Here is a 24,966-nt window from a genome sequence, read left to right on the forward strand (position 1 = left end):
CGCTGGCCGTTATTTGGCGGCGCGCTACTGATTGGCGCTCGCTTTTGAAGCCAAGCTGACGTTTCAGTTGCGCAACAGCCTGATGTGTAGACGCTGCGAACACGCCCGAAACCGTTGTGTTACTTTTCGACGGCGACGGTTCCTTCCATCTTTGGCCGATCCTATGACGAAACCAGATATCGAGATTGTCGCGACTGGACTTCACTTCCCGGAAGGACCGGTCGAACTTCCCGACGGCTCCATAGCCGTCGTGGAGATTGGCCGCGGCAGGATTGTTAGGATCAGGGATGGCGGAAAACAGGAAGTAGTGGCGGTCACTAATGGTGGTCCTAACGGTATGGCTTTAGGGCCGGATGGGGCGCTCTACGTGTGCAACAATGGAGGTTTTTCCTGGGCAGAGGAGGGCGGTTGGCTCCGTCCCGTTGGCCTTGCTCCGGAGTACAGCGGCGGTGTGATCCAGAAGGTCGATATCTCGACCGGCGAAGTCATGACCTTGTATGATCAATGCGATGGCCGAACCCTGAGCGGCCCAAACGACATCGTTTTCGACAATCACGGCGGATTTTATTTTACCGACACCGGCAGGGTCCGGGAGTTCTACCGGGACCATGGGGCTGTCTATTACGGAAAAGCCGATGGCAGCTCGATAACGAAGGTAGTGTTTCCGCTTTTGGCACCAAACGGAATTGGTCTGTCACCCGACCTTAAGACCCTTTACGTCGCCGAGATGGAGACAGCCCGACTTTGGAGCTACGCTATCGCTGAGCCAGGGGTGGTCGATAAACGGCCCTTTCCGAGCTCAAACGGCGGTGAGCTCATTATCGGACTTGGTGGCTTCCAGCGCCTAGACAGTCTGAAGGTCGCAGCTTCCGGTAACATCTGCGTTTCAACCTTGGTGACCGGGTGCATAACGGTGGTGTCGCCACGAGGCGAGTTGCTCGACCAAGTGTGGATGCCAGAGATTTATCCCACAAATCTCGGATTTGTTGGCCAAGACTTGCAAGATGCCGTCGTGACCCTTTCGCTCACAGGTCAGGTTGGCAGACTTCGGTGGCCCGAGAAAGGTCTGAGACTGCAACATCAAGGAGATGGATAATCCTCGTCAACCCTCGGAAAAGGCATCGTGGATGCGTCATGGGAATTCAGTCCGGGAATCGTTTCCCTCGGAGGAGCGCGTTCGACGCAGGAAGCGTGCGGGAACGCCATGCCTGACGGTCAGGCATGGCGCCTGGTGCGGGAAACGTAGCTAAGCCCAGAGCTCACAGATGTGGTCGACAGTGAGATCGGCTTGTCCGGTGATCATGTGCATGCCGGAATGGGTTTCGACACCTTTTGCCGCGGCCAGTGCGAGAAGTCTCGTGGTCTCTGGCTGGGCAATGACCTCGGCGAATGTCATTCCCGGCTGCAGAAAGTCCGGATCCAGCGGAAGCGCGTCCGTGTCGTGAAGGCCGAGTGAAGTCGCATTGATGACGAGCTGACCAGCTTCTGGCTTGGGCCCGCCTGCTTTGGCAACCTTCCTTCCGAAGTCGGCATTTACCGCTTCCGCTAGCGCTTCAGCCTTCTCGAGGGTCCGATTTGATACCGTGATACTATTGGCGCCAGCCTCGACGAGTGCAAACGCTATAGCGACCGAAGCGCCTCCTGCTCCGACGATGAACGCATCACGACCTCCGATAGTGATCCCCTTGGACTGAAGACCGCGCACAAAGCCCTTGCCATCAAATTGGTAGCCGCGGAAGCTGCCATCCTTCTCGCGGCGCACGAGATTGACAGCCCCGACGCGTGCGGCAACCGGGTCGAGGCTATCGCACAGATCGATGGCAGTCTGCTTGTGGGGCAGGGTAATGCCGAATCCAACAAGGTTCGGCATCGCCTTCAGACCGGCCCAGATTGTAGTCAGGTCCTTTGCGGGTACATGGAGCGGGACAGATACGATATCTGCTCCGCGTGCCGCAAAGAGCGGATTGACCGCCGCCGGCGATTTGGCCTGGATGATCGGGTCGCCGATGATGCCAATCAGCCTGGTCGTGCCGCGAATGGTGACGCCGCTTACCACGACAGTTCCTCACGCTTGAGCCAGACAATGCTGCCGTCCTCGATGCCGACGATAATGTCGAGCACGCCGCGACCAGCCCAATCGACGACTTCCGGGGAGGCGACATGCATCGCCATCTGAATGGTCACGCCTCGATGCTTGATCGGAACTGGCAATGCAAAACGAGGCTCCTCCGGTGTCCCGACGTTGCGCGAATAGAAGAGGCCGGCCTGCTTGGTCGTGTTGCGCGGCGCACCGGTCTTCGGATCCGGCGGCACGCAGGCGCGGGCATGGGTACCGAAGATCAGGTCGGTACGGCCAGCGCCTTCCCAATCGCAGAAGCAAAGCTTCACACGGCCGCGCCCACCACCAACGTCGACCGTGAAGCGCATGGCTTCGCCGTCTTGCCAGCGGAGGAAACGTTTGTCGACCAGTTCCGTGTCGGACGCCTTTCTCCAATCGCTGAGGACCCCGTCCTCATCCAGTGCGACATAGTGGAGGTCGCTGTCCTTGAGCCAATCAACGACCGCCGGTCGAACCCGCCAAACTGTCTTCAAGGGCTTGCCCTTGAAGGTTAGGAACTCCTCCTCGCCGAACCGTGGCGGCAGGACTTTTTCGCCAGTGTTGCGGAATAGCCGATGACGGCCAGTAACATCGCTGACCAATATGTCCATGCTGCCGTTGCCGGTCCAATCGGCAAGGGTCGGGCAGGAATAGCCGAACATTTTCTCCGACGGCCCCTGGATAGAGCCAGTCAATCCGGCCGCAAGCCGGATCGGCGTGTCGCCACCCTTAAGCATGATTTCCTTGTCGAGATAAATGATCCCGTCTTGTTCCCGGCTCTGGTAGAAGAGCAATTCGCCTGTGCTGTTGCCGACGACAAGATCGTAGTGCCCGTCACCGCTGAAATCATAGGCCGCCGGGCTTGGCAGGATACCCGCGTGTATCAAGGGCTTCGTGGTCTCGATGCGGCCGCGCTGCTCGAAACGTGGAAGTCCGTCTTCGCCATCGCCGACGTTCTTGAGAAAGCTGATGTATCCATCCTCGGCACCGTAAAGGATGTCCTCGCGACCGTCGCCATCCCAATCGACGACGCAGGGGAGATGGATACAGTGTCCGAGTTCCAGAACCTTGTCGTCGACAGCGCGGATCAGGCTGGTCGGCTCGAAGGTTCCGTCTTCTCGCTGGCGGGCAATATGCAGGATATTCCAGAACTCGCCTGCAATGAGGTATTGCTGCTTAGTCCCGAATTTGCCGAATGCAGGCGCCAGCTGCCCATAGACCTCGAGTGGCGTTTCGCCGGCGATGAGGGCATGACCCTTTTCCAGCACGGGTGCTGCGAGCGTGCCTTTGTTTTTGAATGCGTATAGGAAGCCCCGCAGCGGACCGCCGAGCCAACGGCCGGCGTCGTCATAGCCGCGATAACCTTCATCGTTCCATTCCAGACCGTTCGGCCAATAGTCGTTCCAGTAGTCGCTACCGACGATGAGTTCCGCCACCCCGTCACCATCGATATCGTGGAACCGGGCCATGTGAAAGTATTCGTTACCCTTGACCCAGTCGGCATCGAGGTCAAGGCGGACGGGTTCGCCGAATTCAGGCTCACCTTTTCTTCCAACGTTGGGAAACACATAAATCTGCTTGCGCAGCCGCGACGCGGAGACAAGATGGAATACATCTCCGTCCTTGACGGCGGTCACGTAGCCGCGGACGCCTTCGAGCAGTTCTTCTTCACCCAGGATAGGTGTGCCGTCAGGATAGGTGCCGATTTGGCGACGCAAGAAGACGCGACCGTCGTAGCAGGCGTCCCATGCAGAAATCAGCATGTCCTTTGTACCTGTGCCGCTCCAATCGACGATCTCGACACAGGTGATGATCCGACCTGCGACAGCCGCCGACTTGACGTCCGGATGATATTTCAAAGCCTCCGAGCCATAGTCTGGACCGTGCCAAAGAGTGGCGTCGTCCTCCCATCTTGTTACGCTCATCGCAAACTCTCTCCGCAGAATTAATTGGAAATGATTTCTAAAACGAAAGCGGCTTTCAAATCTAGTGGAAAATTGAGTCGGGCGCGCCTTCGGCACCGGGCAGAGGATAAACGCGAGCGTGCTCCTATTCAGCCTGCGTTACTGGCGGGCTGACAGCCGACAAGCTGTTCTAGAGAGGGCGATGAGGTCTGCAGTGCCATAGCCCGGTGATCTTTGCAGATCCACCGGCCGTGGTCATGCTTCAAAGTAACTTTAGACGCAGCTACCGCACTGCGCCGGTTGCAACGATCAGTGGCGTCATGGTTCGCTGACGAACTCGCAGAGGCCAGATATCGCTCAGTTCTTCCGCAGCCTTTTTAAGGGAACGAACTAAGTCGGGCCAACGATCTTCGGTTATGCGCATAAGAGGTCCCGCGACGGAGATCGTTCCAGCGACCGGAGCTCCGGTGTCGGAACTTGCCCGAAACGGCACCGCAACCGCTGCTGTACCAGCCTCACCCTCTTCGATAGAGGTTGCGAATCCCCGTTCTCGAGTTTCCTTCAGCCGAACTCTAAGTTCGTCGATTGATCGAGCGGAATTGGGACCAAGCTTTCGTTTAGCGGTAAAGCCGCGCGAATAGACGATTTCCAGCGCCTGTTCTTCGGGCAGAGTGGAAAGCCATGCCTTCCCATTCGCCGTTGCGTGGAGAACGATTTCCTGTCCCATGTCGGGATCGTATCGGAGGCCGGTTGTTGCACCTTGTGCACGTGCCACCCATACTAAATCCTGACCTTCCAGGATTGCGAGACGACAATATTCTTGCGTTTCCGCAGCCAACCGATTCAAAACGGACTGGACCACGTCAGGCACATTCCGTGCATCAAGATTCCGGAACGCTAGGGCGCTCAATCGAAGAGAAAGGGCGTATTTTTGACTCGCGGCATCTTGTGTCACCCACCCGTGGGTAATCAGCGTCGTCAACAGGCGATGGACCGCGCTCGCCGGCATATCGAGGCGTCCGGCAAGGTCGGACAACTCGACTGATCCTGCTTCTCCAGCCAGCACTTCCAAAAGCGTGAGGCATCGTGATACGGCTGCGACGGTCAATCTTCAAATCTCCTTTTGATGCAGATTAGAAGGTTTGTTTCCATTATGGAATAGGCTTCCACAATCGGTCCCTTCGATAGTTGAGCTCATTTCACTTCCGAACCCATCCGCGGTCATTGTTGATACCTCACTGACATTTTCTGCGACAGTTCTATCGATGGCGATGTCACGTGGTTTCATCAGTGATCGAAGAGGCTGTGGATCTGCGAAATCAGGCACGTTCGCCAGTCACGGCCTTCCACCGCGCCATGGCGCGGATTCGATGGATGTGGGTGGCGAGAGCTGAGCAATTTTGAGGTGGTGCGACGAAGAGATTTCTGACTGCTGAAAAGATCGATACGAAGCGCTGCGCGCCGCCGGCCGATCGAAATCCCTGCATCGTCCTTTCTCGTTTTCGCAGCGGTAGGTGAGGGTTCTCCGCCCGGTTGTTGAGACCTTGTGAGGTCGATGTTCGACATCTGACGTGATTTCCCGCTTTGCCGCGCCGTACAAGCGCAGTTTGTCGGTGACGATGCGCTTCGGCATGAGACCTTGCTTCCTTAGCAGCCTGATCAGCAATCGCTTGGCGGCCTTGGTATCGCGGCGGGTCTGGACGATCTCGTCGAGAACATAGCCGGCCTGATCGACGGCGCGCCACAGCCAGTGCTTTCGTTCGGCGATGCAAATCACCACTTCGCCCAGATGCCAGATGTCTGCTCGCGAAGGCTTCTTGCGGCGCAGTTGCTTTGCATAGGTCGGACCGAATTTGCGGCCCCATCGGCGGATCGTTTCATACGACACAACAACCCCGCGCTCCAACAGCATCTCCTCAACCAGCGCAGGCTCAAAGGGAACCGGAAATGAAGCCAGACCGCGCGGGCGATGATCTGCGGCGGAAAGCGGTGGTTCTTGTAGCTGATGGTACCTTCGCTCATCCCCGCCCAGTTATCCGCCAACAACGTGACATCGCCGCGAAACCAGTTGAAGTAGAGATTGGCGTTGTTGTTGCGGCTCTGCTGCGGATAGAGGAGCGCAAATCTTCGCCGGTCGGCGAGCGTGCGCTACCGGCGTCGAAGCTTTCCGGGGTCTGCAAGCAGCCATGCAGCACGACGGCGAGCGGCTTTTTACTCTCTAGAAATAATCATGTTGGCTCAATGCTTCGGCTTACTCCGAAAGAGCTCAGTTTCTCCAGCAGCCCCTCCGAAATCTTGAACTGACGTGCCGTTCCACGGCCCATCGAGTTTTTCACAATCGTCTCGTTCAGCATTCCTCGCTTCACCAAAAGATCGACCGTCTCCTTGACGCCTGTGCGTGTCAAAGCCGTAACCTCCATTATGCTGGAAAGGGTTAGCTTCTGGTGAGCCTGGTTCATGCTGTAAATGATGGTCATCATGCCGACCTGCTTAAGCCGGGCCTGTGGGGTCTCATCTTCAAGCGGGTGGTCGAGGATCTCGTGCAGAATGAGGCCTGAAAAGGCGAGGCTATGCCATTGCGTCTTCATTGCTCTTGCCATGTCATTTAACTGTGTTATATAAATTAGTAAGTCCACACGCCTACCGAGTAAATTGTCCCGTGTGCGCTTGTGCATTGTGATGTCCGAGGGTCTGTCCCATGAAAAACCTTCTGCTGAATGGCCTGCTTGCGATTGGTTGCATGTTACCACCCTATCTCATTTCGGACAGCAACGCGCGAGCGGATGATTGGGGATGCCAGGTTCTCCTCTGCCTTTCGAACCCTAGCGGCGTGACCCAGTATGCCGAGTGCCGGCCGCCGATCCAGAAACTATGGCGGGAGCTTGCCGAGGGCCATTCGTTCCCGACGTGCAGCGGCGCCGGCTTTCGCAGCTCGCGACCGGGCTACGAGCCCTACTATTGCGACGCAGGATACAGGCTGGAAGGCAGCTATGGCCCGCGTGGAGAACAGGCGACCTGCATCTCGACATCGCTGCAGCGGGTCAGCGAGGCTTTTTGCCACAGCGGGTGGAGCGGCTATAGTGCCGAAAACAATTCGGTTCAATCGCCGCGGTGGCAGCGTGAGGACGGCCGCACTGGTTGCATGGCCTATCCGATCGTCCGCCCCAATGTCCGGTCGCAGCCGCGCTACGTCGATGTGACCATCGATGGCGCCGGCACGCAGCGAGTCTGGTACTGACCGATGGCGGCCTTCGTTGATATCGCGCAGAGCTGCGCGCCAATGGTTGAGGTGAAGACGCTGGCCGGCGTCGTCAGTCTCGAGAGCCGGTTTCATCCTTTCGCCATTCGCATCAACAGCGGCCCTCCGCTGGCGGCGCAGCCGACGACCAAGGCGGAGGGGATCGAGCTTGCCACGTCTTTTATCGCCGACGGCCAAGACATTCAGCTCGGTCTCGGCGGTCTTGGCGTCGAGGAGCTTCGGAAACTGAAGCTGTCGATCTCGGATGCCTTCGATCCGTGCCTCAATCTCACGGCCACCGCACAGCTTCTCGACGGGTATTACCGCCTCGCACTGCGCGAGGGCGCGAGTGCGGTGCAGGCAGAGAAGGTGATGCTGCAAGCCTATTACGGCCGCGGCAATCCTTCCGTCGGCGCGATGGTCAGATACGACGTCCAGGTGCGCGATGAGGCAAAGCGGCTATCGCCCGGGCTTGCCTTGTTGACCATCGGGGATGCGTCCCGTCAGGCCGACCCAGGCGCGCATCGGGAAGACCAGGCGGCGCGCCCGCTTCAAACGCAAAACTCCACAACCGCCGAAGCTTTGCCTTGGGACGTTTTCAGTGCCGGGCGGCGCGCCTCGGTTCTCGTTTTTCAAAATGATCGATCGGAGCCTAACCAATGATATCCAAAACCCAACTGTGCCCGATGGCCGCCTCCGCTCTCATGGCGATCGCGATTGTCGCTTGCCTGGTCGAGCCGGCCTTCGCCCAGGCCGCCGGCGTCGAAACCGTGTTGCAGAATATCGTCACCATGCTGACCGGCAACATCGCTCGCCTGCTGGCGGTGATTGCGGTAATTATCATCTGCATTGCGTGGATCGATAGTTGGCGTCAAATCCCCCGGTCTGCGTCAGTCATCCACGTTGATGTCGATCCCGCAGAAATCGGTCGTACATACGAAGCCGTCAGGTTGGCGGGCGATGCTGCCGAGACTATTCGGACGCTTCGAAGCGAGCTCGCCGGACGCGATCTCTCCTACCGCACATCGAGGCGTAACCAATTGGCTGCCCGGATCGCCGGGTTCTGGCGCTCGTTTGACACAGAACGGCAATCCGTTACCCGATCGGACGCCAGTCCGATCCGCCCCGAGCGGATCATGTTCGAGCTGCAACAGTTGATGACGGCAGATACGACCGTTGTTGCCGATGCGAGCTATTCCTCGATGTGGGTCGCTGGTCAGCTGCGGGGACTTTCGCCCGGCATGCGCTTTCTCTTGCCGCGGGGCCTAGCTGGTCTCGGGTGGGGCCTGCCGCTTGCGCTCGGCGCGAAAGCCGCGGACCCCGACAAGCCTGTCGTTACGATCGTCGGAGACGGCGGCTTTGCGCATAGCTGGGCGGAACTGGAGACGATGGTGCGTAGCAAGCTCCCGATTCTCATTATCGTGTTGAACAATGGCATTCTAGGCTTTCAGCGTGACGCGGAAAGCGCCAAGTTCGGCAGGTCCACGACTGCCTGCAGCTTTGCAGATGTCGACCATCAGAAAATTGCCGAAGCCTGCGGCTGCCCGGCAGTCCGTATTTTCGATCCCGCCGACCTTCCCAGATACCTCGAGCGCGGTCTCTCTGGAGAAGGCCCCCTGCTGATCGAGGTCATGACAGACCCTGGCGCCCATCCGCCGCTATCGCTGTTTGCTGCAATGGATCAAGCGGCATGAGCGCCGACCGCGGCCATCGTATTGCGGTCATCAGCGGAGGCACGACCGGGATCGGTCTTGCCACCGCGTTTCGTCTGCTCAAAGCCGGCCATCGGGTTGCCGTCTTCAGCCATGGCCGGGAAAGCGTCATGGCCGCCGGCGCAGCACTTGCCGAGGCTTTCGGACCGGAACGCTCGATTGCGAGACAGGTCGATCTCCGTGAGCCGGGGGCCATTGAATATTTTTTCGCCGAAGTAGCCGATGTCATGGGTGCACCTGGGATACTCGTCTGCAACGCTGGAATATCGCCCAAAGGCCCCGAGGGACCGATCGACGTCGCCGATCTAGCCCTTGAAGAGTGGAATGACGTGCTCACGGTCAATCTGACGGGCCCGATGTTGTGTTGTCGCGCCGTTCTGCCTGCCATGAAGGAAAAAGGTTTTGGGCGCGTCATATTCGTTGGATCCCTTGCGGGCCGCACAAGACCTCGGATCGCCGGCCCGAGCTATGTAGCGTCAAAAGCGGCCCTTTCAGGCCTATCCCGCGTTCTCGTTGCCCAATACGGCCCCTATGGCATAACATCAAATGTCGTGGCGCCAGGTCGCATTCTAACGCCACTGACTGGGTCTCCGGAAAGCAAAAACAACATCAACGCGCTCGCCCGCATTCCGGCCGGTCGGCTTGGTGATCCGGATGATGTCGCTGCCGTGATCGCATTCCTGGCATCGGAAGATGCTGGGTTCGTCAACGGAGCCATCATCGATGTCAACGGCGGCGAGTTCGCGCCGAGTTGAGGGTGGCGCTCTTTCGAACAACAAAACGGCAATCGACGTGACTCCTGTCATTCTGGTTTGCTCGCAGGACGCCGAGCTCTATCTTTTGCTTGCGCATATTCTGCACGGTGACGGCTTCGAGGCTCGTCTTGCTGTAAGTGACCACGATGTCGTTGGCGCCTGCACGGCGGCAGAAATTGCCGCAGTCCTCTTAGATTGTGCAGGGTGGCCGAGTGATGTTGCACCGCTATGTGCACTGTTGAAGGACTCCGGAGTTTCCGTAGGTGCGCTGATCAGCGGGGGTATGCGTGCACAGCACCTGCAGTTCCAAGACCACCGGGTGGCAGCGTTCCGCCAGACCTACCAACTTCTTATCATCGGTGAGCTGGGCTCGTGCCGCACCGGCGCCGAATTGCTCTTCGAGCTGATCTCACAACGCTACGAACGGAGTGCCATCCTGATCATCAGCGATCTTTCGTTCGACGAATGCGCGTAAACACTGGGATCCGAACGCCCGACCGGTGCGCTGCTCGTTCATAGCCACCCCGCCAACATCCTCCAGATGAATGGCGACAGCTATCGTCTCCAGCAAAGTCGCGCCCGATGACCCGCTGAAACCCACTCGAAAATCGCCGCGCCCAGACCCCCTGGGCGACCCAGTCCGGAGTTTCCTCAGAGCAAACCGTGGCCGACTGTTTCTCTGGGGCGTGGCCTGATTTTGCCCCGGCGTTGACATCCAAGCCTGGATCAATCAACGCCAGTGCCGTTCAATCACTTCGGCTTAATGGCCATTAGATTGCCCAACTCCATCGGGAAGGGAAATAAAATCGTCGAAGTCTTCTCGTTGGCGATGACGTTCAAAGTGCTCAAGTAACGAAGTTGCATCGCCTCCGGCTGCTTGGCCAGAATTTCGGCCGCTTCCAGTAGCTTCGCTGCAGCTTGCTGTTCACCCTCGGCATTGATTACCTTTGCGCGGCGTTCGCGTTCGGCTTCCGCTTGACGAGCAATCGCGCGGATCATCGACTCGTTGATATCCACATGTTTGATCTCGACAGTGGCTACTTTAATTCCCCAAGCATCCGTCTGAGTGTCAAGGATTTCCTGAATATCCAAGTTAAGCCTGTCACGTTCTGCCAGCATTTCATCGAGGTCGTGCTTGCCGAGCACGGAGCGCAACGTCGTCTGGGCAAGCTGGCTTGTTGCCATCATGAAATCCTCGACCTGTATGGTCGACTTCTCGGGGTCAATTACCCTGAAATAGATCACCGCGCTGACACGAACCGAGACATTGTCATGTGAGATGACGTCCTGGCTAGGGACATCGAGTACGCGCGTGCGCAAGTCGACTCGGATCATCTGCTGGACATAGGGGATGAGCAGGATTAGGCCGGGTCCCTTGACTCCGGTAAAGCGGCCGAGTGTGAACACGACGCCGCGTTCATATTCCCTCAGGATCTTGACCGCGGAAGCGAGGATGACGACCAAAATGACAATGGTCACCAAATAGAAGGCAAGATCTTCAAACATATCCATGACTTCTCCTCCTGCTTCCTGAGCGCCGCTAAGTGTCCTTTGGACGGCTGGCGACCTCGAGCGCCAGTCCATTGCGGCCGGTCACGCGGACAGGGTCACCAGCAACAAGGGGTTCGGCGGAAACCGCCTTCCAGCGTTCGCCATGCGCAATGACGTACCCCGTGAGCCCCGTCCAACTCTCGACTTTGCCGGAAATGCCGATCATTTCCTCTGCACCGGTGGCAACCCGGCGCAAGCGCGAGGTGAATGCCAGGCGAGCAACGACAAGGCTAAAAGCAAGAGTCGCAAATGCAATTGCGCCCAGTAGGGGGCGTGACACTTCCAGGCCGGGTATATCGGGATCGAACAAAATGGTTGCTCCCAGGATCACGGCTATCCCGCCGCCAATGCCAAATGCGCCGAAGCTTGGCGAATGCGCCTCAGCCACCGTCAATCCTACGCCGAGGAAAATAAGCCCAAGGCCGGCAAAACTCACCGGCAGCAATGCCAGGGCATAGAGACCAAGCAGGAGGCAGATGCCGCCGATTGTGCCAGGAAGCATTGTCCCGGGTGCGAGAAATTCGAAGATCAGGCCATAGATGCCGACCATCATCAGGATGATTGCGATGTTCGGATCGGTAATGACGGAAAGCAGCCGCGTGCGCCAGTCAGGCTCGAATTCCTGCACGGCCAAACCGGTGGTATCGAGCCGCACGTCCGTTTGGCCGACCCGCACCATGTGCCCTTGTGCTTTTGCAAGGAGATCGTTGATATCAACTGCGGTGAAATCGATGGCATGTTCGCGCACTGCCGCAGTGGATGAAAGGCTCGCAGCTTCGCGGACAGCACGCTCTGCCCAGTCGGCGTTGCGATTGCGCAATTCCGCAAGCCCGCGAATATAAGCGACTGCGTCGTTAACGGCTTTTGCTTCGTGGGCATTGCTTGGTGCTTCTGCCTGCTTGCCGCTAGGTTCGCTCGGCTTCTTTTCGGGTTCCTCATCACCGCCGAAAGGCTTTACGCCGAGCGCGATTGGTGTCGCCGCACCTAAATTGGTCCCGGGCGCCATCACCGCAATGTGGCTTGCGTAGAGAATATAAGTGCCGGCGCTGGCAGCCCGTGCCCCGCTTGGCGCGACGAAGCTCGCGACAGGCACCGGCGAGGCAAGGATCGCGCGAATGATTTCCCGCATGGAGCTGTCAAGGCCACCTGGTGTGTCCATTTGCAGAATGATCAAGACCGCGCCACGTTCGCCAGCACGCTGAATGCCTCGTTTTACGTAGTCAGCGATCGCGGGCCCAATGGCGCCGTTCACTTTGAGAACGACAGAAGCGCGGTCAGACGCCGACGGTGCGATGAAGGCCCAAGCTGAGAGCAGCAAAAACAACAAAGTGAAGATTGGCGGTTGCCATCGCCAACACCTTAATCCCCGCGTGACAATCTGCGGAACGTACATGATATTTAATATATGTCGGACATTACAAAGAAAAAGAAAGAGGGCGTCTCATGTTCACGAACCAGTGAGAACGCCGAGACTCTACCGATTTATTGAGCCGGGGCGGCTCGATCCTTTCTATCACGCGGATAGTGTGCGCTTGATGACTCTTAAATGACAACCGATGCAAGCCGCAAACACGGATATAAAAAGGAAGGTCGCGAGCGGTGAGTAGGATAGCGGCAGGAACGACCAGTCGCCCCGCTGAAGTTGAGGCAGCGTAAAATCCGAAAGGCCGGCCTGCGCAACTGCTGCCCGCCCCATGGTCAGACCGGTCGCGATCAGCGCGATATGGGCATGGATGAATCCTGACCGGTGGTGTCTTTGCGGCTGCAAGGCCACTCGAATCCCGAAAATCGATGCAAGCATCAGCAGGACCATAGCGCTCCAAATTCCAATGCCGGGTACCGCCAAAAGCAGATAGATCGGCTCGCGCATGACAGGAAGAATTGTCATATGCAGCCACCAGGCGGAGACGCTTGAGGGGTAGCTTTCCAAGAGCAGCATGCTTAGAACGAAGATCGATGCTGTCGCGTAAGCCAGCGATGGCCCAAGTCGCATTAGCGTGAAAATAGCGATCGGCATACGGCGTACCATCCTCTGACCCGGCGAAAAGGGTAGGCGACGTTGATTAATTTTCTACTCTGAGAATCACTTGGCACATGATACCAACTTTGGATAGTTGGCGTGTATCACCTTTGCGCGTTCCGGCGAAGACCGCATCTGTCGTTTTTTTGCGACTATTTGCTCAAATTCTGGAGTTGTTAGCTTTTTTTTACGATGATTTTCGGTGAGCGCATCCGAATCTCAGGTAAGAATGTCTGATGGGGGATCAAGTTGAATGTTGCAGATCAGAGCTGGAACTAAATGCATAGCGTTTTTGATAGCGACCGGAGCAGTTTTGGCTGGTTGCCAGTCATCGGGCGTCGATGGTCTTGCTGCCTATGGCGATAGTGCAAAGACCCTTGAGGATGACTCGGCCGTCGCCTTCTACAAGAACGACGAGTTGATAACCAACGGGAAACTGCAGTTTCAGGAAAAGAACTATGGAAAATCCTACGCTATTTACAAGCGAGCGGTTGACGTTTTTCCGGAGGATCCGGCCGCTTGGCTAGGCTTGGCAGCGTCGGCCGACATGGTTGCCCGCTTCGACACGTCCGACCGCGCCTACCAGCAGCTCTCGCGAATGATCGGCAACACCCCGGTCTACTACAACAATATCGGATACTCTCACCTATTACGCGGTGACTTGCGCACTGCCAGACGGTATTTCCTGAAAGCCTATGAGCTTGATCCCGGGAACGAAGTCACTGCCCGTAATCTCGAATTGATGAAAAACAGCGTGAATTACCCTCAGCGGGGATAGCCCTTCGGCGATTTCGCCGTTTCCATCAAGCTAATGCAAGTCGCGCGGAAGCGTGCAGCGGTTCCGGGACAACGACATGCATAAAAACAGAGCAGACTAAGGAGCAAAGCGATCCGATGGTAACCGCCATCGGGAGACAACCAAGACCATTTGAAGATGCTGCGGACCTGCAGGAAGCGTGTGTCAACGAAAGCTGTGACCTGCATCAGTGCGCCTCAACCGAAGCGGATTGCGTAGCGCCGCCGGCGGCTTTGCGAGCCATGCGACGCGCGAGTAGAATGAAGTTCTATGGACCACGAGCGATGGAAGCATCGTGGAAACGCGTCGCGGGCATCCATGTTGCCATGGCACGGGGCGATGACGAGGGCCGTCTACCTCCCGGCCAAAATGCCGGCAATCTCACGGGCCATGTCGTGATTGGCTGGAAACCGCACGATCACGCGCAGCGCGCCGTCGTCGCGGCGAGACGTTGGCTGGCGGCAGCCGATCGTGTCACCGTTCTCTGCGTCAACGATAAGCCCGACGGAAGTTATCAGTTTACGGCGCGGAAAGTGCTCAAGCAGCTCGGCCTTGACGGCGACGTTATCGCGATCGCAGGCAGCCGCTCCGTCGGCGAGACGATCCTCGATTTCGCGAAAGTCGCCAACGCCACCTGTCTGCTAATCGGTGCCTTCAAGCACGGCTACTTCCTGGATCTCCTGCTCGGTCGCGTCACCCGCTACCTGTTGTCGCACAGCACACTTCCGATGATGATGAAGCATTAGCCATTGGCTGCCGTCACTTGACGACATGGCACGAGCCGCTTGACCGGCTGCTCGCCATCGTCGACACATTGATCCATTCGTAAACGGACGTAATGGACGGCCTCACACAACGTTATTCTCTAGGCTGAGACCGGACGATGAGGCGACTGCTTTCGGTAGAAGCCTACTCCTCTACGTGTTCCAGGGTACGGAATCCCCCGCACATGGGATGAGCGCCCGCGGCACGATGATCGCTGGTATGCCGCCAAGCGCGGCGGGACAACGAACGTGCTCGAGGGCCATAAAAGTGTAAAGGTGCGGGATAGGGGGACGGCGGCGACCGCGGCCGATACGTCTTGTCGATCACGAATTCGTGTTCGTGCCGTGCGTAACAGAAGACCTTGCCGGATCGAATGGAGGATTACGCGGCCGATGACCGGCACGCGGAAGGTCCAAGAGGAGATCATCTATGAACCGTTCAACGCTCACCCTTACCCTCGCCGGCTCGCTCGCCACCGCTCTTGCATCCGTTGCCTTCGCTGCACCGTTGCCGGCTGAGAAAATGGTTGGCAACGAGAAATGCTATGGCATCGCCCTCAAGGGGCAGAACGACTGCGCAGCAGGTCCCGGCACGACCTGCGCCGGCACCTCGACGATGGACTACCAGGGCAATTCCTGGAAGGCCGTGCCGGCCGGTACCTGCACCAGCATGAATGTCGACGGTCACATGGGCAAGCTGGAACCGATCAAGGGTTGATCCCAAAGTTGGGGCCCGGGCGACCGGGCCTCCGCACTGCCTGAAAAAACCGGGGAGAACCGCGATGTCCGCTTCAAAAGTCCCAGCTGCCGCCTTGCCCGCGCGCGCCGGTCTCGGGCTTAAGCCCGAGCACTACGAGACCATTCTGGCTAATCGGCCGGACGTCGGCTTCTTTGAGGTGCATGCCGAGAACTACATGGGTGCAGGCGGGCCGCCGCACCGCTATCTTGAAGCCGTCACAGAACTCTATCCGCTTTCGTTGCACGGTGTCGGCTTGTCGATTGGCGCGGCACGCGGGCTCGACAAGGCGCATCTGAAGCGGCTGCGGAACTTGATCGATCGCCACCGTCCGCAGAGTTTCTCCGAACATCTTGCCTGGTCGACGCACGAGACAGGGTTTCTCAACGACTTGTTGCCGCTTCCCTATACACCGGAAACCTTGGCGCGTGTCATCGAACATGTGGACGAAACGCAGCAGGCGCTCGGGCGACGGTTGCTGCTCGAAAACCCGTCGACTTACGTGCTGTTTGCTGACAGCACGATCGATGAGGTGGACTTTCTCGCGATGATTGCGGAGCGGACCGCCTGTGGTCTTCTGCTCGACGTCAACAACGTGATGGTTTCGGCGGTAAATCACCGGCTCGATGCCACCACCTATATCGACCGATTCCCAGTCGAGTTGGTCGGCGAGATCCACCTCGCCGGCTACGACGAGACCATCGATGACGCCGGCGACCGCTTGCTGATCGACGCCCATGGTACGGCGGTGAAGAGTAATGTGGTCGCGCTCTACGAATACACACTTGCGCGCAGCGGGCCGCTGCCAACGCTGATTGAATGGGACAACGATGTCCCGGATTTCGCGACGTTGCAGGTGGAGGCGGCACGCGCGGATGAAATGCTCGCCGCCGAAGCGCTCCGCCGCAAAGGGCGGCAAATACAGGCGGCATGACGATGGACTTCGCCACCAGCCAGAACGCCTTTGCCGGCGCATTGCTGCACGCCGACCAACCGGTACCCGACGGTATCACCACCGCGCGCGGTGGAGCCGATGCAGCGCGGTTCGCCGTCTACCGCAACAATGTCTTCGTCGGACTGACAAAAGCACTGGCACGGCACTTTCCGGTGACGGAGCGCCTTGTTGGCACGGAATTCTTCATGGCCATGGCGCGGGCCTATGCCCAGGACCACAAGCCGGCCTCACCGCTGATGATCGAATATGGCGGCGATTTCCCGGATTTCATTGCGAGCTTCCGACCAGCGAGGGAACTTGCCTACCTGCCCGATGTCGCGCGAATGGAGGTCGCTTGTATGCGGGCCTACCATGCGGCGGACGCATTGCCGCTCGACCTCGCGGTCCTCGCGGCCGCGACGCCCGAGATGCTTGCGAACTTGCGGCTCGTTGCGCACCCCTCGGCGGGTTTGATTCAGTCGGACTATCCCATTGGCTCCATCTGGAGCGCGCATCAGCAGGAGATGGTAACGCCGGTCGCCGACTGGCTACCGGAAACCGTGTTGGTTTTGCGGCCGGAGATGACCGTCGATGTCCATATCCTTCCGCCGCAGGACGCGATCTTTGCAACGTCGTTGTTCAAGGACGCAACTCTCAGTGTGGCCGCCGAGGCGGCATTTGCCGCCAGCCCCGAATTCGATTTCGGGACGGCGCTGCTGGGTCTTGTCAGTCTCGGCGCATTCAGTGCCCTCCATCAGGATGAAGGAAACGTCCCATGAAGACCGAAGCAGCCCCCTCACATGGCCCTGGCGCAAGCCTTTCCGCCCTGACCACACGTGCCGAAGGCCTACTCGCCTCGATTCCCCAAGCGCTGCCGCTGCTGGCACTGCGTTTCGCGCTCGCGATTCCCTTCTTCAAGTCGGGACTGACAAAATGGGATGGGTTCCTGACGCTTTCGCCGGGTGCGAGATTTCTGTTCGAGCAGGAGTTCAAATTCCATGTCTTCGGCAGCGAGATCCCCTATCCGTTTCCACTGGCTATGGCGACGGCGGCCGGGATCGGAGAACTGATCCTGCCGATTTTGTTGATCCTTGGCTTGGCGACACGCTTCGCGGCGCTCGGCTTGCTGGTGATGACGGCAATCATCCAGCTCACTATCCCGGATGGCTGGGCGAATTTCCACCTGCCATGGGCGGCGATGGCGCTGGCATTGGTCGTGTTTGGCGGGGGCAGAATCGCGATTGATCCGCTTGTCATGCCAGGCCGCAATTGACGCACGGTCGCTTGCCGCCGCTCGCTCAACCCGTTCGGGAGAATCAAATTTGATGAGACGCGGTTTAAGAGCGCCGTTGCCGCATTGCGAGCATCGGCGCGGCGCCCCCTGGCGGCGTCCACCGATTGCTTTGGAGATTTCGCTGAATTCGGTGTTTACCGTGCCTTCCGAAGGATGAGCTGGCCTTCCGGCGAGAGTGTGCGTTCGTAACGCGGCAGGTTATCGATCGCAATGCCCCCAGCTTGGATAGACGCAAGGGTGCTATCCGGAGTTTGAGCGTCCGCCGGCACAGCACGGGGGGCGAAAAATTGTGCTGGTTCCTTGCCGGGTGCGCTCAGGACCAAAGCTGAGCCCATGCGTGCACCGCTTATGTCGTTACGCATCCGTTCATTCGTCGAAAGTATCGCCTTTTGCAGGCTTTCCATTTCCTGACGGATAGCGGCGAGTTCGTCGGCCTTGGCGTTGCTCGCGATCTTGTCCGACTGCTTTTCCATTTGTCCTCTCAGGGCATCGATCGACCGCTTAAGCGCGGCGACGGTCTCGCGGCTCTCGCGAACATCCGCTGAGTTTTTGGCCGTATAGATGAGAACGCCAGCATTCACAGGCAAGAGCATGAGCAGCAGACCAACGAGCAGCGGGTTTCTGGAGGCTTTCGGCTCAATTGCTCGCGTATTGCTTGGTCTCGCGCCGCCTGCTTCGCCTTCGATGCTCGGGATGCTGGTCATTCGTTTACTCCTCCCGTAAGTCGTTAATTGGATCGATTCAGGCACCGTGCTCAGTGCCAAGCAATCATTCCGACGTGAATACGCCTTCCCAGGCCCGTTCGAGCATATCGAGCGACGCGATTCTCGCTATGTCATTGAACTCGCAGTAAGAACTGACGAAATCCAAAAGATATTTCGGATGATAGCAAGACGCTAGCACATCGTCTTTATATTTGCGATCGTAGAACAGGTGCAGATCTGGTTCACAGACAGCCAATCCCGTGCCGCTCGCATATGATTTGAAAATTCTGATATATTCGTCGCGCGACGGAGTGTTGACAAATATCTTGTATTTGAGGCGCCGCAGGCCGGCCTCGTCGGAAAGGTTCTTCGGTGCGATATTCGTCGAAAATACGACCAGCTCGTCAAAGGGAACCCTGAATTTCTTGCCGGTGTGGAGCGTCAGGAAGTCGTATCCGCGCTCGAGCGGGACGATCCAGCGGTTGATAAGCGCCTGCGGCGCCACTTGCTGGCGCCCGAAGTCGTCGATGATGAAAACGCCGCCGGACGCCTTCAAATGTATGGGCGCTTCGTAAACATTTGGTCCCGCGTTGAAAGTGAGATCGAGCTGATCGAGGGTCAATTCCCCGCCTGTCTTGATCACCGGACGGCGGCATTCAATCCATCGTTGATCCGCTTTCGGATGGGATTCTGTGTCAGCCTCCGATACGGGGTGATGCACTGCTTCATCATAGAAACTGATGACATGGCCGCCGACCTCGATGGCATAGGGCACCCAGATGGTTTGGCGAAACAGGTGCGACGTCCGCTCGGCGATGCTCGTCTTTCCGTTGCCGGGTGGCCCGTAGAGCAGGATCGAGCGCCCTGAGTTCAGGGCCGGGCCGAGCTTCTCGACCAAGGTATTTGAGAGCACCAGCCCGTCAAGGCTCGCCGTCAGCCGCTCCGGGGTCACGCGCTCGGAATGGATGGACTGCAAACCCACTTGCCGGCAGAATGCGTCCAGCGACACCGGCGCCGGCCCAACATATTGGCTTTGACGCGACGCGGCGTGGGCATATCCGAACCCCTTCATTGACAGCGCATATCGAACATCGGATCTCACATCCTCACCAGCCAAGCCGCGAGCCTCGAGGTAAGCGAGTTTCACGAGTTCCTTGATCAGGATATTGACGATCACTTTCGGCAATTTCATGCGCTCAGCGAGATGAGATGCCGTGGTTGTATCCTGCTCGGCCGCACATTTTGCGGCCAGCCGGAGCAGGAACGACGGATCCAACCCTGAATGTTCTACGCTTGCCGGTGTCGCTGGCATACGCGGGTCAAGGGAAATGATGGTATCGTTACGATTGTCTTCGAGCGAATACTGCATGGGACCTCGCTTGGCTCAACCGCCGGGTTTCATGCCGACGAGAAGACTGACGACACGCATAATAATGGGAACGAGAACGATGAGGAGGCTTACCGGAAAAAGGAAGGCGCCGAGCGGCAGCAGCATCTTGACAGGCAGAGCGTTCGCCTTTTCCTCCGCGCGAACCACACGCAGGTCGCGCATTTCGTTGCTGTAGACCCGCAGCGTCTGCGTGACGCTGGTCCCGAGCTCCTCCGATTGGCGGAACAGAACGGAAAGGGCCCGGGCCTCGTCGATCCTCAGGCGGGTGGCAAGATTGGCGAGCGCTTCGCGTAATCGCCGGCCGCCCCGCACTTCGAGCATCATGATAGACAGATGCAGGCCGAAGTCCTGCTGTTTGTCGACGAATTCGCGAGCAACCCGGTTCGCCGCTGCCTCGATGCTCATGCCCGCATCGAGGCAGACGATCAGCATATCCATGAAGTCGGGAAAGAGGCGGCGGTACTCCCTCTCCTTTGCGGCGCCACGCCGGTCGATATAGATGTTGACGAGAATGAAGGTTGCGCCCGCAGCAAACATGGCAATGATCAGGACCGCCATCTGCGACATGGCTGGCGCGATCCGGTTTGCGGCCCAGACCGCGGCGACGAGCATGCCGATACAGATCACCGCGCGAACGACCTGGAAGGTGGTGACGGCGCCGGCAGCGAAATACCCCGCCCGGATCAATCGGTTTTGGGTGGAGTTCACATTCGTGTCACGTCGCGTAATCTCGAAATAGCGACGGATCAGGCGGTTTTCCGCCTCACCGAGATCGGCAATCGTCGTATCGCCGAGTTGGAACTCCTCGCGGGCTGCCGCGGAGCTCTTCGACACCCGAACCGAGACCTCGCGCTGTCGAAAAAACAGTTCCGAGGCTGCTGCAGTAAAGATCAGGACCGCAAAGAAGACGATGAGGTAAATTCCATACTCACTCGACATGACCGCCTCAGTACTCGAAGTTGACCATCTTGTAGAGAATGACATTCCCGATCGCCATGACGACCAGGAGCACGCTCACCACGGCGGTTCCGTAGCCGCTATCCCAGAGGGGATCGAAGTAGGTCGGCGACAAAGCCTTGATCATCGCATAGAGCAGAAAGGGATAGGCCGACATGAAGATCGCCGTGATGCGTCCTTCCGAAGAAATCGCCCTGACCTTTGCCTTCAGCATCGACCGGCCTCGCAGCGTCTTCGAAAGGTTCTGCAAGATCTCGACCAGATTTCCGCCGGTTCCCGCCTGGACGCTCAACGATATCGCAAGCAGATTCAGATCCTCGACGCCGACCCGGCCCGCCAGGTTGAGAAGGGCATCGTCCAGCGTCACGCCGTAGGTGAGTTCATCGGAGAGGAGGCCGAATTCGGTGCCGATCGGATCCGGCATCTCGCGGGCCACCAGAGCAATCGCCGCCGGCAGCGGATGGCCGGCGGCCAAGCTGCGATTGGCGACATCGAGCGCTTCAGGAAGCTTCAGCTCGAATTTCTTCATGCGGCGCGCCCGGGCGCGCCAAACAACGAGAGCTGGGACGAGGAGGCAGATCAGGAGAAAGATAGGTATTCTAAACAGAGTGCTCGGCACGAGGAACTGAACGACCAGCCACGTCACAAGTGCGCCGGCGATCGCGAAGAGAGCAAATCGCCTGGCATCGAACTTGATCCCCGACTGGGCGTAGAACTGCAGCAGCCGCTGCATCATGGGGGTTTGCCGCCAACTGCCGGCTACACCGCGCTCCTTGAGCATATCGCTATAGGTCTTGCGATGATCATCGCTGAGCTCGAGCAAGCTCAGCCGATGGTTCACAGCGCGGTGGCGTTCGGATGTCTTGAAGTAGCCGCGCATGATCGCTTCGACAACGACAAGGGCCGCGGTGAAAACAGCGGCGTAAACGAGAGTCAGGGTCATTGAACGGGTCCCGTTTGCAGCGGTTTACCGGGATCAAAAATCGCCACGGGGATCTCGATCCCGAGTTCGGCAAATTCCTCGACGAACCGCGGCCGGATGCCGGTGGCGCGGAATTCTCCATGGATCCGCCCGCCTTCGTCGGTGCCGAGCTTCTTGAATTTCATAATCTCCTGCATCTGCACGACTTCGCCCTCCATGCCAGTGATCTCGGAAATCGAGACAACTTTGCGGCTACCGTCGCTCAGGCGCTGGACCTGCACGATGATGGTGATGGCGGACGAGATCTGCGAGCGAATGCTCAATTGCGACATCGGCATACCGGCCATGCCGACCATCTGCTCAAGCCGGCCGACGGCGTCGCGCGGCGTGTTGGCGTGAATAGTCGTCATCGACCCCTCGTGACCGGTATTCATCGCCTGCAGCATGTCGAATGCCTCGTCGCCGCGGACTTCGCCGACGATGATGCGGTCCGGACGCATGCGAAGGGCGTTTTTCAAAAGTTCGCGTTGACGGATCTCGTTGCGTCCGTCGAGCGTCGGCGGCCGGGTTTCCAAGCGCCCGACATGGGGCTGCTGCAGTTGAAGCTCGGCCGCATCCTCGATGGTGATTAGGCGCTCCTTTGGAGAAATCTGCGACGAGAGAGCGTTGAGCAAGGTCGTCTTGCCGGAACCGGTGCCGCCTGAAATGACCATGGACACCTTGCCCTTGACCGCGGCGCTGAGAAGGATGCGCATCGCATCGGCCATTGCGCCATATTGCACGAGGCGCTCCAATGTCAGCGGCTTGCGGGTGAATTTGCGAATGGAAACGAGCGGCCCATCGACTGAGATCGGCCTGATGGCGACGTTGACACGTGAGCCATCCTTGAGGCGGGCGTCAACCATCGGCGTTGATTCGTCGACGCGGCGGCCGACTGCCGAGACGATCTTGTTGATCACCCGAAGGAGATGGTCCTCGTCCTTGAACCGCACGGCGGTGCTCTCGAGCTTGCCGCTCCGCTCGACATAGACGCTGCTGTAACCGTTGATGAGAATATCTGCGATCGTCTCGTCGGCCAGTAGCGGCTCGATCGGTCCGAGCCCCAGCATCTCGTCGGTGATATCGCGGATCAGATCATTGATTTCCTTCGCATTCAGCGGAAAGTTGTTGCTCCGGATATAGTCCTTGACCAGCGGCCGGATTTCAGTGGCGATCTCCTCATTGTCGAGCGTGTCGAGGATCCCGAGGTTGATGCGATCGAGCAGGTAGCGGTGCAGATTCACCCGCTCGGAAACCATGTCCGCCCCGAGCGAAGCCTCGTCGCCACTCGCCGCGGCGCTGTCAGGAGCCGGTTGGGCGGGCATGTTTTGGATTGCGCCGACTAGAGACAGGTCGGCCGTCTCCAGACGTTCCTGGCTTTCAGGCTCCTGCTGATGCTTGTAGAAACGCCCCATGATGCCGTTCGCCATGCTCCCCACTCCTACTATTTTACAATGACCGTGGAACCGACTTTCACCCTCTCATAGAGATCGATGACGTCGGCATTGCTCATGCGAAAACAGCCCGATGAGGCGAAATTGCCGACCGTCGACTGCTCGTTGGTTCCGTGAATGCGGTAGAGCGTGTCAGTCCCGCCCTTGTAGAGATAGATCCCGCGAGCACCCAAGGGATTGAGCGGCCCGGCAGGTACCAGGTCCGGAAGTCCGGCCGCACGCGCCTTCATCTCGGCAGGCGGGCGCCAGTCGGGCCACTCTGCCTTGCGTCCAACCTTGACGGTGCCGCTCCAGCGAAATCCGTCTCGTCCGACGCCGATCTTGTAACGGATCGCGCGTCCATCAGAGATGACGAGATCCAGCGTCCGGTTCGCGTTGACGATGACGATCGTTCCAGCCGCGTAGCTTTTTTCAATCGTCACCACGGTGCTTGTGGTCGGCCCAAGGCTTCGAGGCACAAGCCCGCGTGCCGCGGCATCCCCGGCAACGGCCAGAACGGCCAGAACCATAAGGCCGACGCAGGACCTTACGCGGCCACTGTCAATCGCCTTCATCGCACCAATGCTCCAAGTTTGCCGACCGCGCCGCAGAATCGCGCCCGGGAATTCACCTGAACTGGCAGCACGCCGCGGTTGACCGCCTCGCTCAAAGTATCCCAGTCATCCGCAATGACATGCGTCGGGATGTCCTTGAATATCTTCTCCGTTTGTTGTCGGCGCAGGCCGAGGCCGAAAAGCTTGGCGCGGTATTTGTTGATGACGATGAATATCTGATCGGAACTGCCTCGCAACCGCACCAGATTGGTAAACAAATCCTTGGCCTGGGAAAGCGCGGGGATCGTCATTTCGGTGACGATGTAGATGTTGTTGACCGAAGTGAGCACCTCGTATTTCCAGGGCGTGTCATAATAGGGGATGTCGACGATCGTGTGGTCGCTCTCGAAGGCGGCCACGTCGAGCATACGCAGCACGAGTTCACGGCCCTTCGGCGCCAGAAGAACGGATGGCTGCTTGAAGGACAGCAGCGAAAAGCCGCCCGGATGCCGCTTTCGGACCAGATCGATGAATTCGAGATCGACCCGGGAAGGATTGGCGATGACCGGTTTCAGGTCGTAGTCGTTGAGAAGATTGAGATAAGAGCCGAGCGCCCCAGAACAAAAATCCGTGTCAAACAAGTCAATGCGCGGCGTGGAATTCTTGGTCGGCTGGGCCAGCACATGCGCGAGCGACGAAGCGATCATGCTGGCGCCCGCGCCACCGACGGCTGAGACCACGGCATGCACCCGGCTGTCGCTGGCGCCGGTGCCTGGCGCATGGGTTGAAATCATGTCGATGAGGGCGCGACGCTCCAGCGGCTTCTTCAGCCAGTCATTACCGTTCAGGCGGAAGAGCAGCCGCATCATGTCGTCCGGCAGGTCTTCCGAAACGACGACGAGCGGAATGTCCCGGTAGCTGGTACGAAACGCCAAGAGCTCCGGTTGCTGCAGCAATTCGCCGTTGTCGACGTCGAGAACGATCAGGTCGAACTGCGTCGGATCGAGCCGGCCCTTTTCTCCGAGCGCCTTCAGCGAGAAATGGCGGACATCGTAGCGCGAAAGCGATCCGAACGTATCGAGCATGAAGCTCGCTGCAGCCGCGTCGTCGGAGAGAACCAGGATCTTGGCGGATGCGGCAATGTTCATGTGCGCTGTCATTTTCG

General features: G+C 58.5%; 25 protein-coding genes and 4 pseudogenes. 13 read left to right on the top strand and 16 right to left on the bottom strand.

The features are described 5' to 3' along the window. The first annotated feature begins 163 nt into the window (after positions 1 to 163). Positions 164 to 1,096, top strand: coding sequence for an SMP-30/gluconolactonase/LRE family protein (locus tag PYR71_RS23950; protein WP_275621108.1), 933 nt, complete (start codon positions 164 to 166; stop codon positions 1,094 to 1,096). A gap of 150 nt (positions 1,097 to 1,246) precedes the next feature. On the opposite strand, the gene PYR71_RS23955 is transcribed toward PYR71_RS23950, so the two are convergent. The 6 genes and pseudogenes from PYR71_RS23955 to PYR71_RS23980 form a co-directional block, all read right to left on the bottom strand. Next, positions 1,247 to 2,056, bottom strand: coding sequence for a shikimate dehydrogenase family protein (locus tag PYR71_RS23955; protein WP_275621109.1), 810 nt, complete (start codon positions 2,054 to 2,056; stop codon positions 1,247 to 1,249). Next, a complete protein-coding gene (locus PYR71_RS23960) occupies positions 2,050 to 4,119 on the bottom strand; it encodes an FG-GAP repeat domain-containing protein (protein WP_275621110.1) in 2,070 nt (689 codons plus the stop codon). Before PYR71_RS23960 ends, PYR71_RS23955 begins: the two co-directional genes overlap by 7 nt. 166 nt (positions 4,120 to 4,285) lie before the next feature. Then, positions 4,286 to 5,110, bottom strand: a complete 825-nt coding sequence (locus tag PYR71_RS23965; protein WP_275621111.1) for an IclR family transcriptional regulator — start codon at positions 5,108 to 5,110, stop codon at positions 4,286 to 4,288. A 228-nt stretch (positions 5,111 to 5,338) separates the two neighbouring features. Continuing rightward, a complete protein-coding gene (locus PYR71_RS23970; RefSeq protein ID WP_275621112.1) occupies positions 5,339 to 5,908 on the bottom strand; it encodes an IS6 family transposase in 570 nt (189 codons plus the stop codon). Between the two features lie 146 nt (positions 5,909 to 6,054). Further along, positions 6,055 to 6,215, bottom strand: a pseudogene (locus PYR71_RS31070) (PHB depolymerase family esterase); the annotation flags it as partial. 15 nt (positions 6,216 to 6,230) lie between these two features. Then, positions 6,231 to 6,602, bottom strand: coding sequence for a MarR family transcriptional regulator (locus tag PYR71_RS23980; RefSeq protein WP_275621231.1), 372 nt, complete (start codon positions 6,600 to 6,602; stop codon positions 6,231 to 6,233). Between the two features lie 98 nt (positions 6,603 to 6,700). Between PYR71_RS23980 and PYR71_RS23985 the strand changes: the two genes are divergently transcribed. The 6 genes and pseudogenes from PYR71_RS23985 to PYR71_RS24010 all read left to right on the top strand — a co-directional run bounded on the left by PYR71_RS23985 (position 6,701) and on the right by PYR71_RS24010 (position 10,293). Beyond that, positions 6,701 to 7,240, top strand: a complete 540-nt coding sequence (locus PYR71_RS23985) for a hypothetical protein (protein WP_275621113.1) — start codon at positions 6,701 to 6,703, stop codon at positions 7,238 to 7,240. 3 nt (positions 7,241 to 7,243) lie between these two features. Continuing rightward, positions 7,244 to 7,903: a lysozyme family protein gene (locus PYR71_RS23990; protein ID WP_275621114.1), complete on the top strand. Its 660-nt coding sequence runs from the start codon at positions 7,244 to 7,246 to the stop codon at positions 7,901 to 7,903. After that, positions 7,900 to 8,127: pseudogene (locus PYR71_RS23995) on the top strand (TrbC/VirB2 family protein); the annotation flags it as partial. The gene PYR71_RS23990 and the pseudogene PYR71_RS23995, both read left to right, overlap by 4 nt. Then, a pseudogene (locus PYR71_RS24000) lies at positions 8,101 to 8,934 on the top strand (thiamine pyrophosphate-dependent enzyme); the annotation flags it as partial. The pseudogenes PYR71_RS23995 and PYR71_RS24000, both read left to right, overlap by 27 nt. Next, entirely contained in the window at positions 8,931 to 9,707 is a 777-nt protein-coding gene (fabG, locus tag PYR71_RS24005) for a 3-oxoacyl-ACP reductase FabG (RefSeq protein ID WP_275621115.1), read from the top strand. The pseudogene PYR71_RS24000 and the gene fabG, both read left to right, overlap by 4 nt. A gap of 37 nt (positions 9,708 to 9,744) precedes the next feature. Further along, positions 9,745 to 10,293: pseudogene (locus PYR71_RS24010) on the top strand (ATP-binding protein). Positions 10,294 to 10,457: 164 nt separating this feature from the next. On the opposite strand, the gene PYR71_RS24015 reads toward PYR71_RS24010, so the two are convergent. From PYR71_RS24015 to PYR71_RS24025, 3 genes are all read right to left on the bottom strand, one after another. Beyond that, positions 10,458 to 11,219 (bottom strand): slipin family protein, encoded by a 762-nt coding sequence (locus PYR71_RS24015; RefSeq protein ID WP_275621116.1) that lies wholly within the window; start codon positions 11,217 to 11,219, stop codon positions 10,458 to 10,460. 28 nt (positions 11,220 to 11,247) lie between these two features. After that, positions 11,248 to 12,651, bottom strand: coding sequence for an NfeD family protein (locus PYR71_RS24020; RefSeq protein ID WP_275621117.1), 1,404 nt, complete (start codon positions 12,649 to 12,651; stop codon positions 11,248 to 11,250). A gap of 120 nt (positions 12,652 to 12,771) precedes the next feature. After that, positions 12,772 to 13,275 (bottom strand): hypothetical protein, encoded by a 504-nt coding sequence (locus tag PYR71_RS24025; protein WP_275621118.1) that lies wholly within the window; start codon positions 13,273 to 13,275, stop codon positions 12,772 to 12,774. 256 nt (positions 13,276 to 13,531) lie between these two features. On the opposite strand from PYR71_RS24025, the gene PYR71_RS24030 reads away from it, so the two are divergent. From PYR71_RS24030 to PYR71_RS24055, 6 genes are all read left to right on the top strand, one after another. Further along, the gene (locus tag PYR71_RS24030; RefSeq protein WP_275621119.1) at positions 13,532 to 14,056 is read left to right on the top strand and encodes a tetratricopeptide repeat protein; all 525 of its coding nucleotides are present in this window, start codon (positions 13,532 to 13,534) and stop codon (positions 14,054 to 14,056) included. 302 nt (positions 14,057 to 14,358) lie between these two features. Then, on the top strand, positions 14,359 to 14,820 hold the full coding sequence (locus PYR71_RS24035) for a universal stress protein (protein WP_323115739.1): 462 nt from the start codon (positions 14,359 to 14,361) through the stop codon (positions 14,818 to 14,820). Between the two features lie 448 nt (positions 14,821 to 15,268). Then, positions 15,269 to 15,556, top strand: a complete 288-nt coding sequence (locus PYR71_RS24040) for a BufA1 family periplasmic bufferin-type metallophore (RefSeq protein ID WP_183916408.1) — start codon at positions 15,269 to 15,271, stop codon at positions 15,554 to 15,556. Between the two features lie 64 nt (positions 15,557 to 15,620). Continuing rightward, the gene (gene bufB, locus PYR71_RS24045; protein WP_275621120.1) at positions 15,621 to 16,508 is read left to right on the top strand and encodes an MNIO family bufferin maturase; all 888 of its coding nucleotides are present in this window, start codon (positions 15,621 to 15,623) and stop codon (positions 16,506 to 16,508) included. Beyond that, positions 16,505 to 17,287, top strand: a complete 783-nt coding sequence (locus PYR71_RS24050) for an HvfC/BufC N-terminal domain-containing protein (protein WP_416340311.1) — start codon at positions 16,505 to 16,507, stop codon at positions 17,285 to 17,287. The genes bufB and PYR71_RS24050 overlap by 4 nt, the downstream gene beginning before the upstream one ends. Then, positions 17,284 to 17,781 carry a DoxX family protein gene (locus PYR71_RS24055; RefSeq protein WP_275621122.1) on the top strand — a complete coding sequence of 166 codons (498 nt, stop codon included), beginning with the start codon at positions 17,284 to 17,286 and terminating at the stop codon, positions 17,779 to 17,781. The genes PYR71_RS24050 and PYR71_RS24055 overlap by 4 nt, the downstream gene beginning before the upstream one ends. 155 nt (positions 17,782 to 17,936) lie before the next feature. Here PYR71_RS24055 and PYR71_RS24060 read toward each other — a convergent pair whose 3' ends face one another. The 7 genes from PYR71_RS24060 to PYR71_RS24090 form a co-directional block, all read right to left on the bottom strand. Then, positions 17,937 to 18,506 carry a hypothetical protein gene (locus tag PYR71_RS24060; RefSeq protein WP_275621123.1) on the bottom strand — a complete coding sequence of 190 codons (570 nt, stop codon included), beginning with the start codon at positions 18,504 to 18,506 and terminating at the stop codon, positions 17,937 to 17,939. A 64-nt stretch (positions 18,507 to 18,570) separates the two neighbouring features. After that, positions 18,571 to 19,875: a DUF8689 domain-containing protein gene (locus PYR71_RS24065; RefSeq protein WP_275621124.1), complete on the bottom strand. Its 1,305-nt coding sequence runs from the start codon at positions 19,873 to 19,875 to the stop codon at positions 18,571 to 18,573. Between the two features lie 15 nt (positions 19,876 to 19,890). After that, on the bottom strand, positions 19,891 to 20,835 hold the full coding sequence (locus PYR71_RS24070) for a type II secretion system F family protein (RefSeq protein WP_275621125.1): 945 nt from the start codon (positions 20,833 to 20,835) through the stop codon (positions 19,891 to 19,893). A 7-nt stretch (positions 20,836 to 20,842) separates the two neighbouring features. Then, positions 20,843 to 21,796, bottom strand: a complete 954-nt coding sequence (locus tag PYR71_RS24075) for a type II secretion system F family protein (RefSeq protein WP_275621126.1) — start codon at positions 21,794 to 21,796, stop codon at positions 20,843 to 20,845. Continuing rightward, the gene (locus tag PYR71_RS24080; protein WP_275621127.1) at positions 21,793 to 23,244 is read right to left on the bottom strand and encodes a TadA family conjugal transfer-associated ATPase; all 1,452 of its coding nucleotides are present in this window, start codon (positions 23,242 to 23,244) and stop codon (positions 21,793 to 21,795) included. Before PYR71_RS24080 ends, PYR71_RS24075 begins: the two co-directional genes overlap by 4 nt. 14 nt (positions 23,245 to 23,258) lie before the next feature. After that, positions 23,259 to 23,822: a L,D-transpeptidase gene (locus PYR71_RS24085; RefSeq protein WP_275621128.1), complete on the bottom strand. Its 564-nt coding sequence runs from the start codon at positions 23,820 to 23,822 to the stop codon at positions 23,259 to 23,261. Continuing rightward, positions 23,819 to 24,961, bottom strand: coding sequence for a pilus assembly protein (locus tag PYR71_RS24090; protein ID WP_275621129.1), 1,143 nt, complete (start codon positions 24,959 to 24,961; stop codon positions 23,819 to 23,821). Before PYR71_RS24090 ends, PYR71_RS24085 begins: the two co-directional genes overlap by 4 nt. Between the last annotated feature and the right edge of the window lie 5 nt (positions 24,962 to 24,966).

The sequence above is a fragment of the Rhizobium mulingense genome (assembly GCF_029194105.1).
GTDB lineage: Bacteria > Pseudomonadota > Alphaproteobacteria > Rhizobiales > Rhizobiaceae > Rhizobium > Rhizobium mulingense.

Bases quoted from the DNA above. Each gene is read 5' to 3' on its own strand.
- PYR71_RS23950 (WP_275621108.1), top strand. From the start codon at position 164: ATGACGAAACCAGATATCGAGATTGTCGCGACTGGACTTCACTTCCCG.
- PYR71_RS23980 (WP_275621231.1), bottom strand. From the start codon at position 6,602: ATGGCAAGAGCAATGAAGACGCAATGGCATAGCCTCGCCTTTTCAGGC.
- PYR71_RS23985 (WP_275621113.1), top strand. From the start codon at position 6,701: ATGAAAAACCTTCTGCTGAATGGCCTGCTTGCGATTGGTTGCATGTTA.
- PYR71_RS23990 (WP_275621114.1), top strand. From the start codon at position 7,244: ATGGCGGCCTTCGTTGATATCGCGCAGAGCTGCGCGCCAATGGTTGAG.
- fabG (WP_275621115.1), top strand. From the start codon at position 8,931: ATGAGCGCCGACCGCGGCCATCGTATTGCGGTCATCAGCGGAGGCACG.
- PYR71_RS24015 (WP_275621116.1), bottom strand. From the start codon at position 11,219: ATGGATATGTTTGAAGATCTTGCCTTCTATTTGGTGACCATTGTCATT.
- PYR71_RS24020 (WP_275621117.1), bottom strand. From the start codon at position 12,651: ATGTACGTTCCGCAGATTGTCACGCGGGGATTAAGGTGTTGGCGATGG.
- PYR71_RS24025 (WP_275621118.1), bottom strand. From the start codon at position 13,275: ATGCCGATCGCTATTTTCACGCTAATGCGACTTGGGCCATCGCTGGCT.
- PYR71_RS24030 (WP_275621119.1), top strand. From the start codon at position 13,532: ATGTTGCAGATCAGAGCTGGAACTAAATGCATAGCGTTTTTGATAGCG.
- PYR71_RS24035 (WP_323115739.1), top strand. From the start codon at position 14,359: ATGGAAGCATCGTGGAAACGCGTCGCGGGCATCCATGTTGCCATGGCA.
- PYR71_RS24040 (WP_183916408.1), top strand. From the start codon at position 15,269: ATGAACCGTTCAACGCTCACCCTTACCCTCGCCGGCTCGCTCGCCACC.
- bufB (WP_275621120.1), top strand. From the start codon at position 15,621: ATGTCCGCTTCAAAAGTCCCAGCTGCCGCCTTGCCCGCGCGCGCCGGT.
- PYR71_RS24050 (WP_416340311.1), top strand. From the start codon at position 16,505: ATGACGATGGACTTCGCCACCAGCCAGAACGCCTTTGCCGGCGCATTG.
- PYR71_RS24055 (WP_275621122.1), top strand. From the start codon at position 17,284: ATGAAGACCGAAGCAGCCCCCTCACATGGCCCTGGCGCAAGCCTTTCC.
- PYR71_RS24060 (WP_275621123.1), bottom strand. From the start codon at position 18,506: ATGACCAGCATCCCGAGCATCGAAGGCGAAGCAGGCGGCGCGAGACCA.
- PYR71_RS24065 (WP_275621124.1), bottom strand. From the start codon at position 19,875: ATGCAGTATTCGCTCGAAGACAATCGTAACGATACCATCATTTCCCTT.
- PYR71_RS24070 (WP_275621125.1), bottom strand. From the start codon at position 20,835: ATGTCGAGTGAGTATGGAATTTACCTCATCGTCTTCTTTGCGGTCCTG.
- PYR71_RS24075 (WP_275621126.1), bottom strand. From the start codon at position 21,796: ATGACCCTGACTCTCGTTTACGCCGCTGTTTTCACCGCGGCCCTTGTC.
- PYR71_RS24080 (WP_275621127.1), bottom strand. From the start codon at position 23,244: ATGGCGAACGGCATCATGGGGCGTTTCTACAAGCATCAGCAGGAGCCT.
- PYR71_RS24085 (WP_275621128.1), bottom strand. From the start codon at position 23,822: ATGAAGGCGATTGACAGTGGCCGCGTAAGGTCCTGCGTCGGCCTTATG.
- PYR71_RS24090 (WP_275621129.1), bottom strand. From the start codon at position 24,961: ATGACAGCGCACATGAACATTGCCGCATCCGCCAAGATCCTGGTTCTC.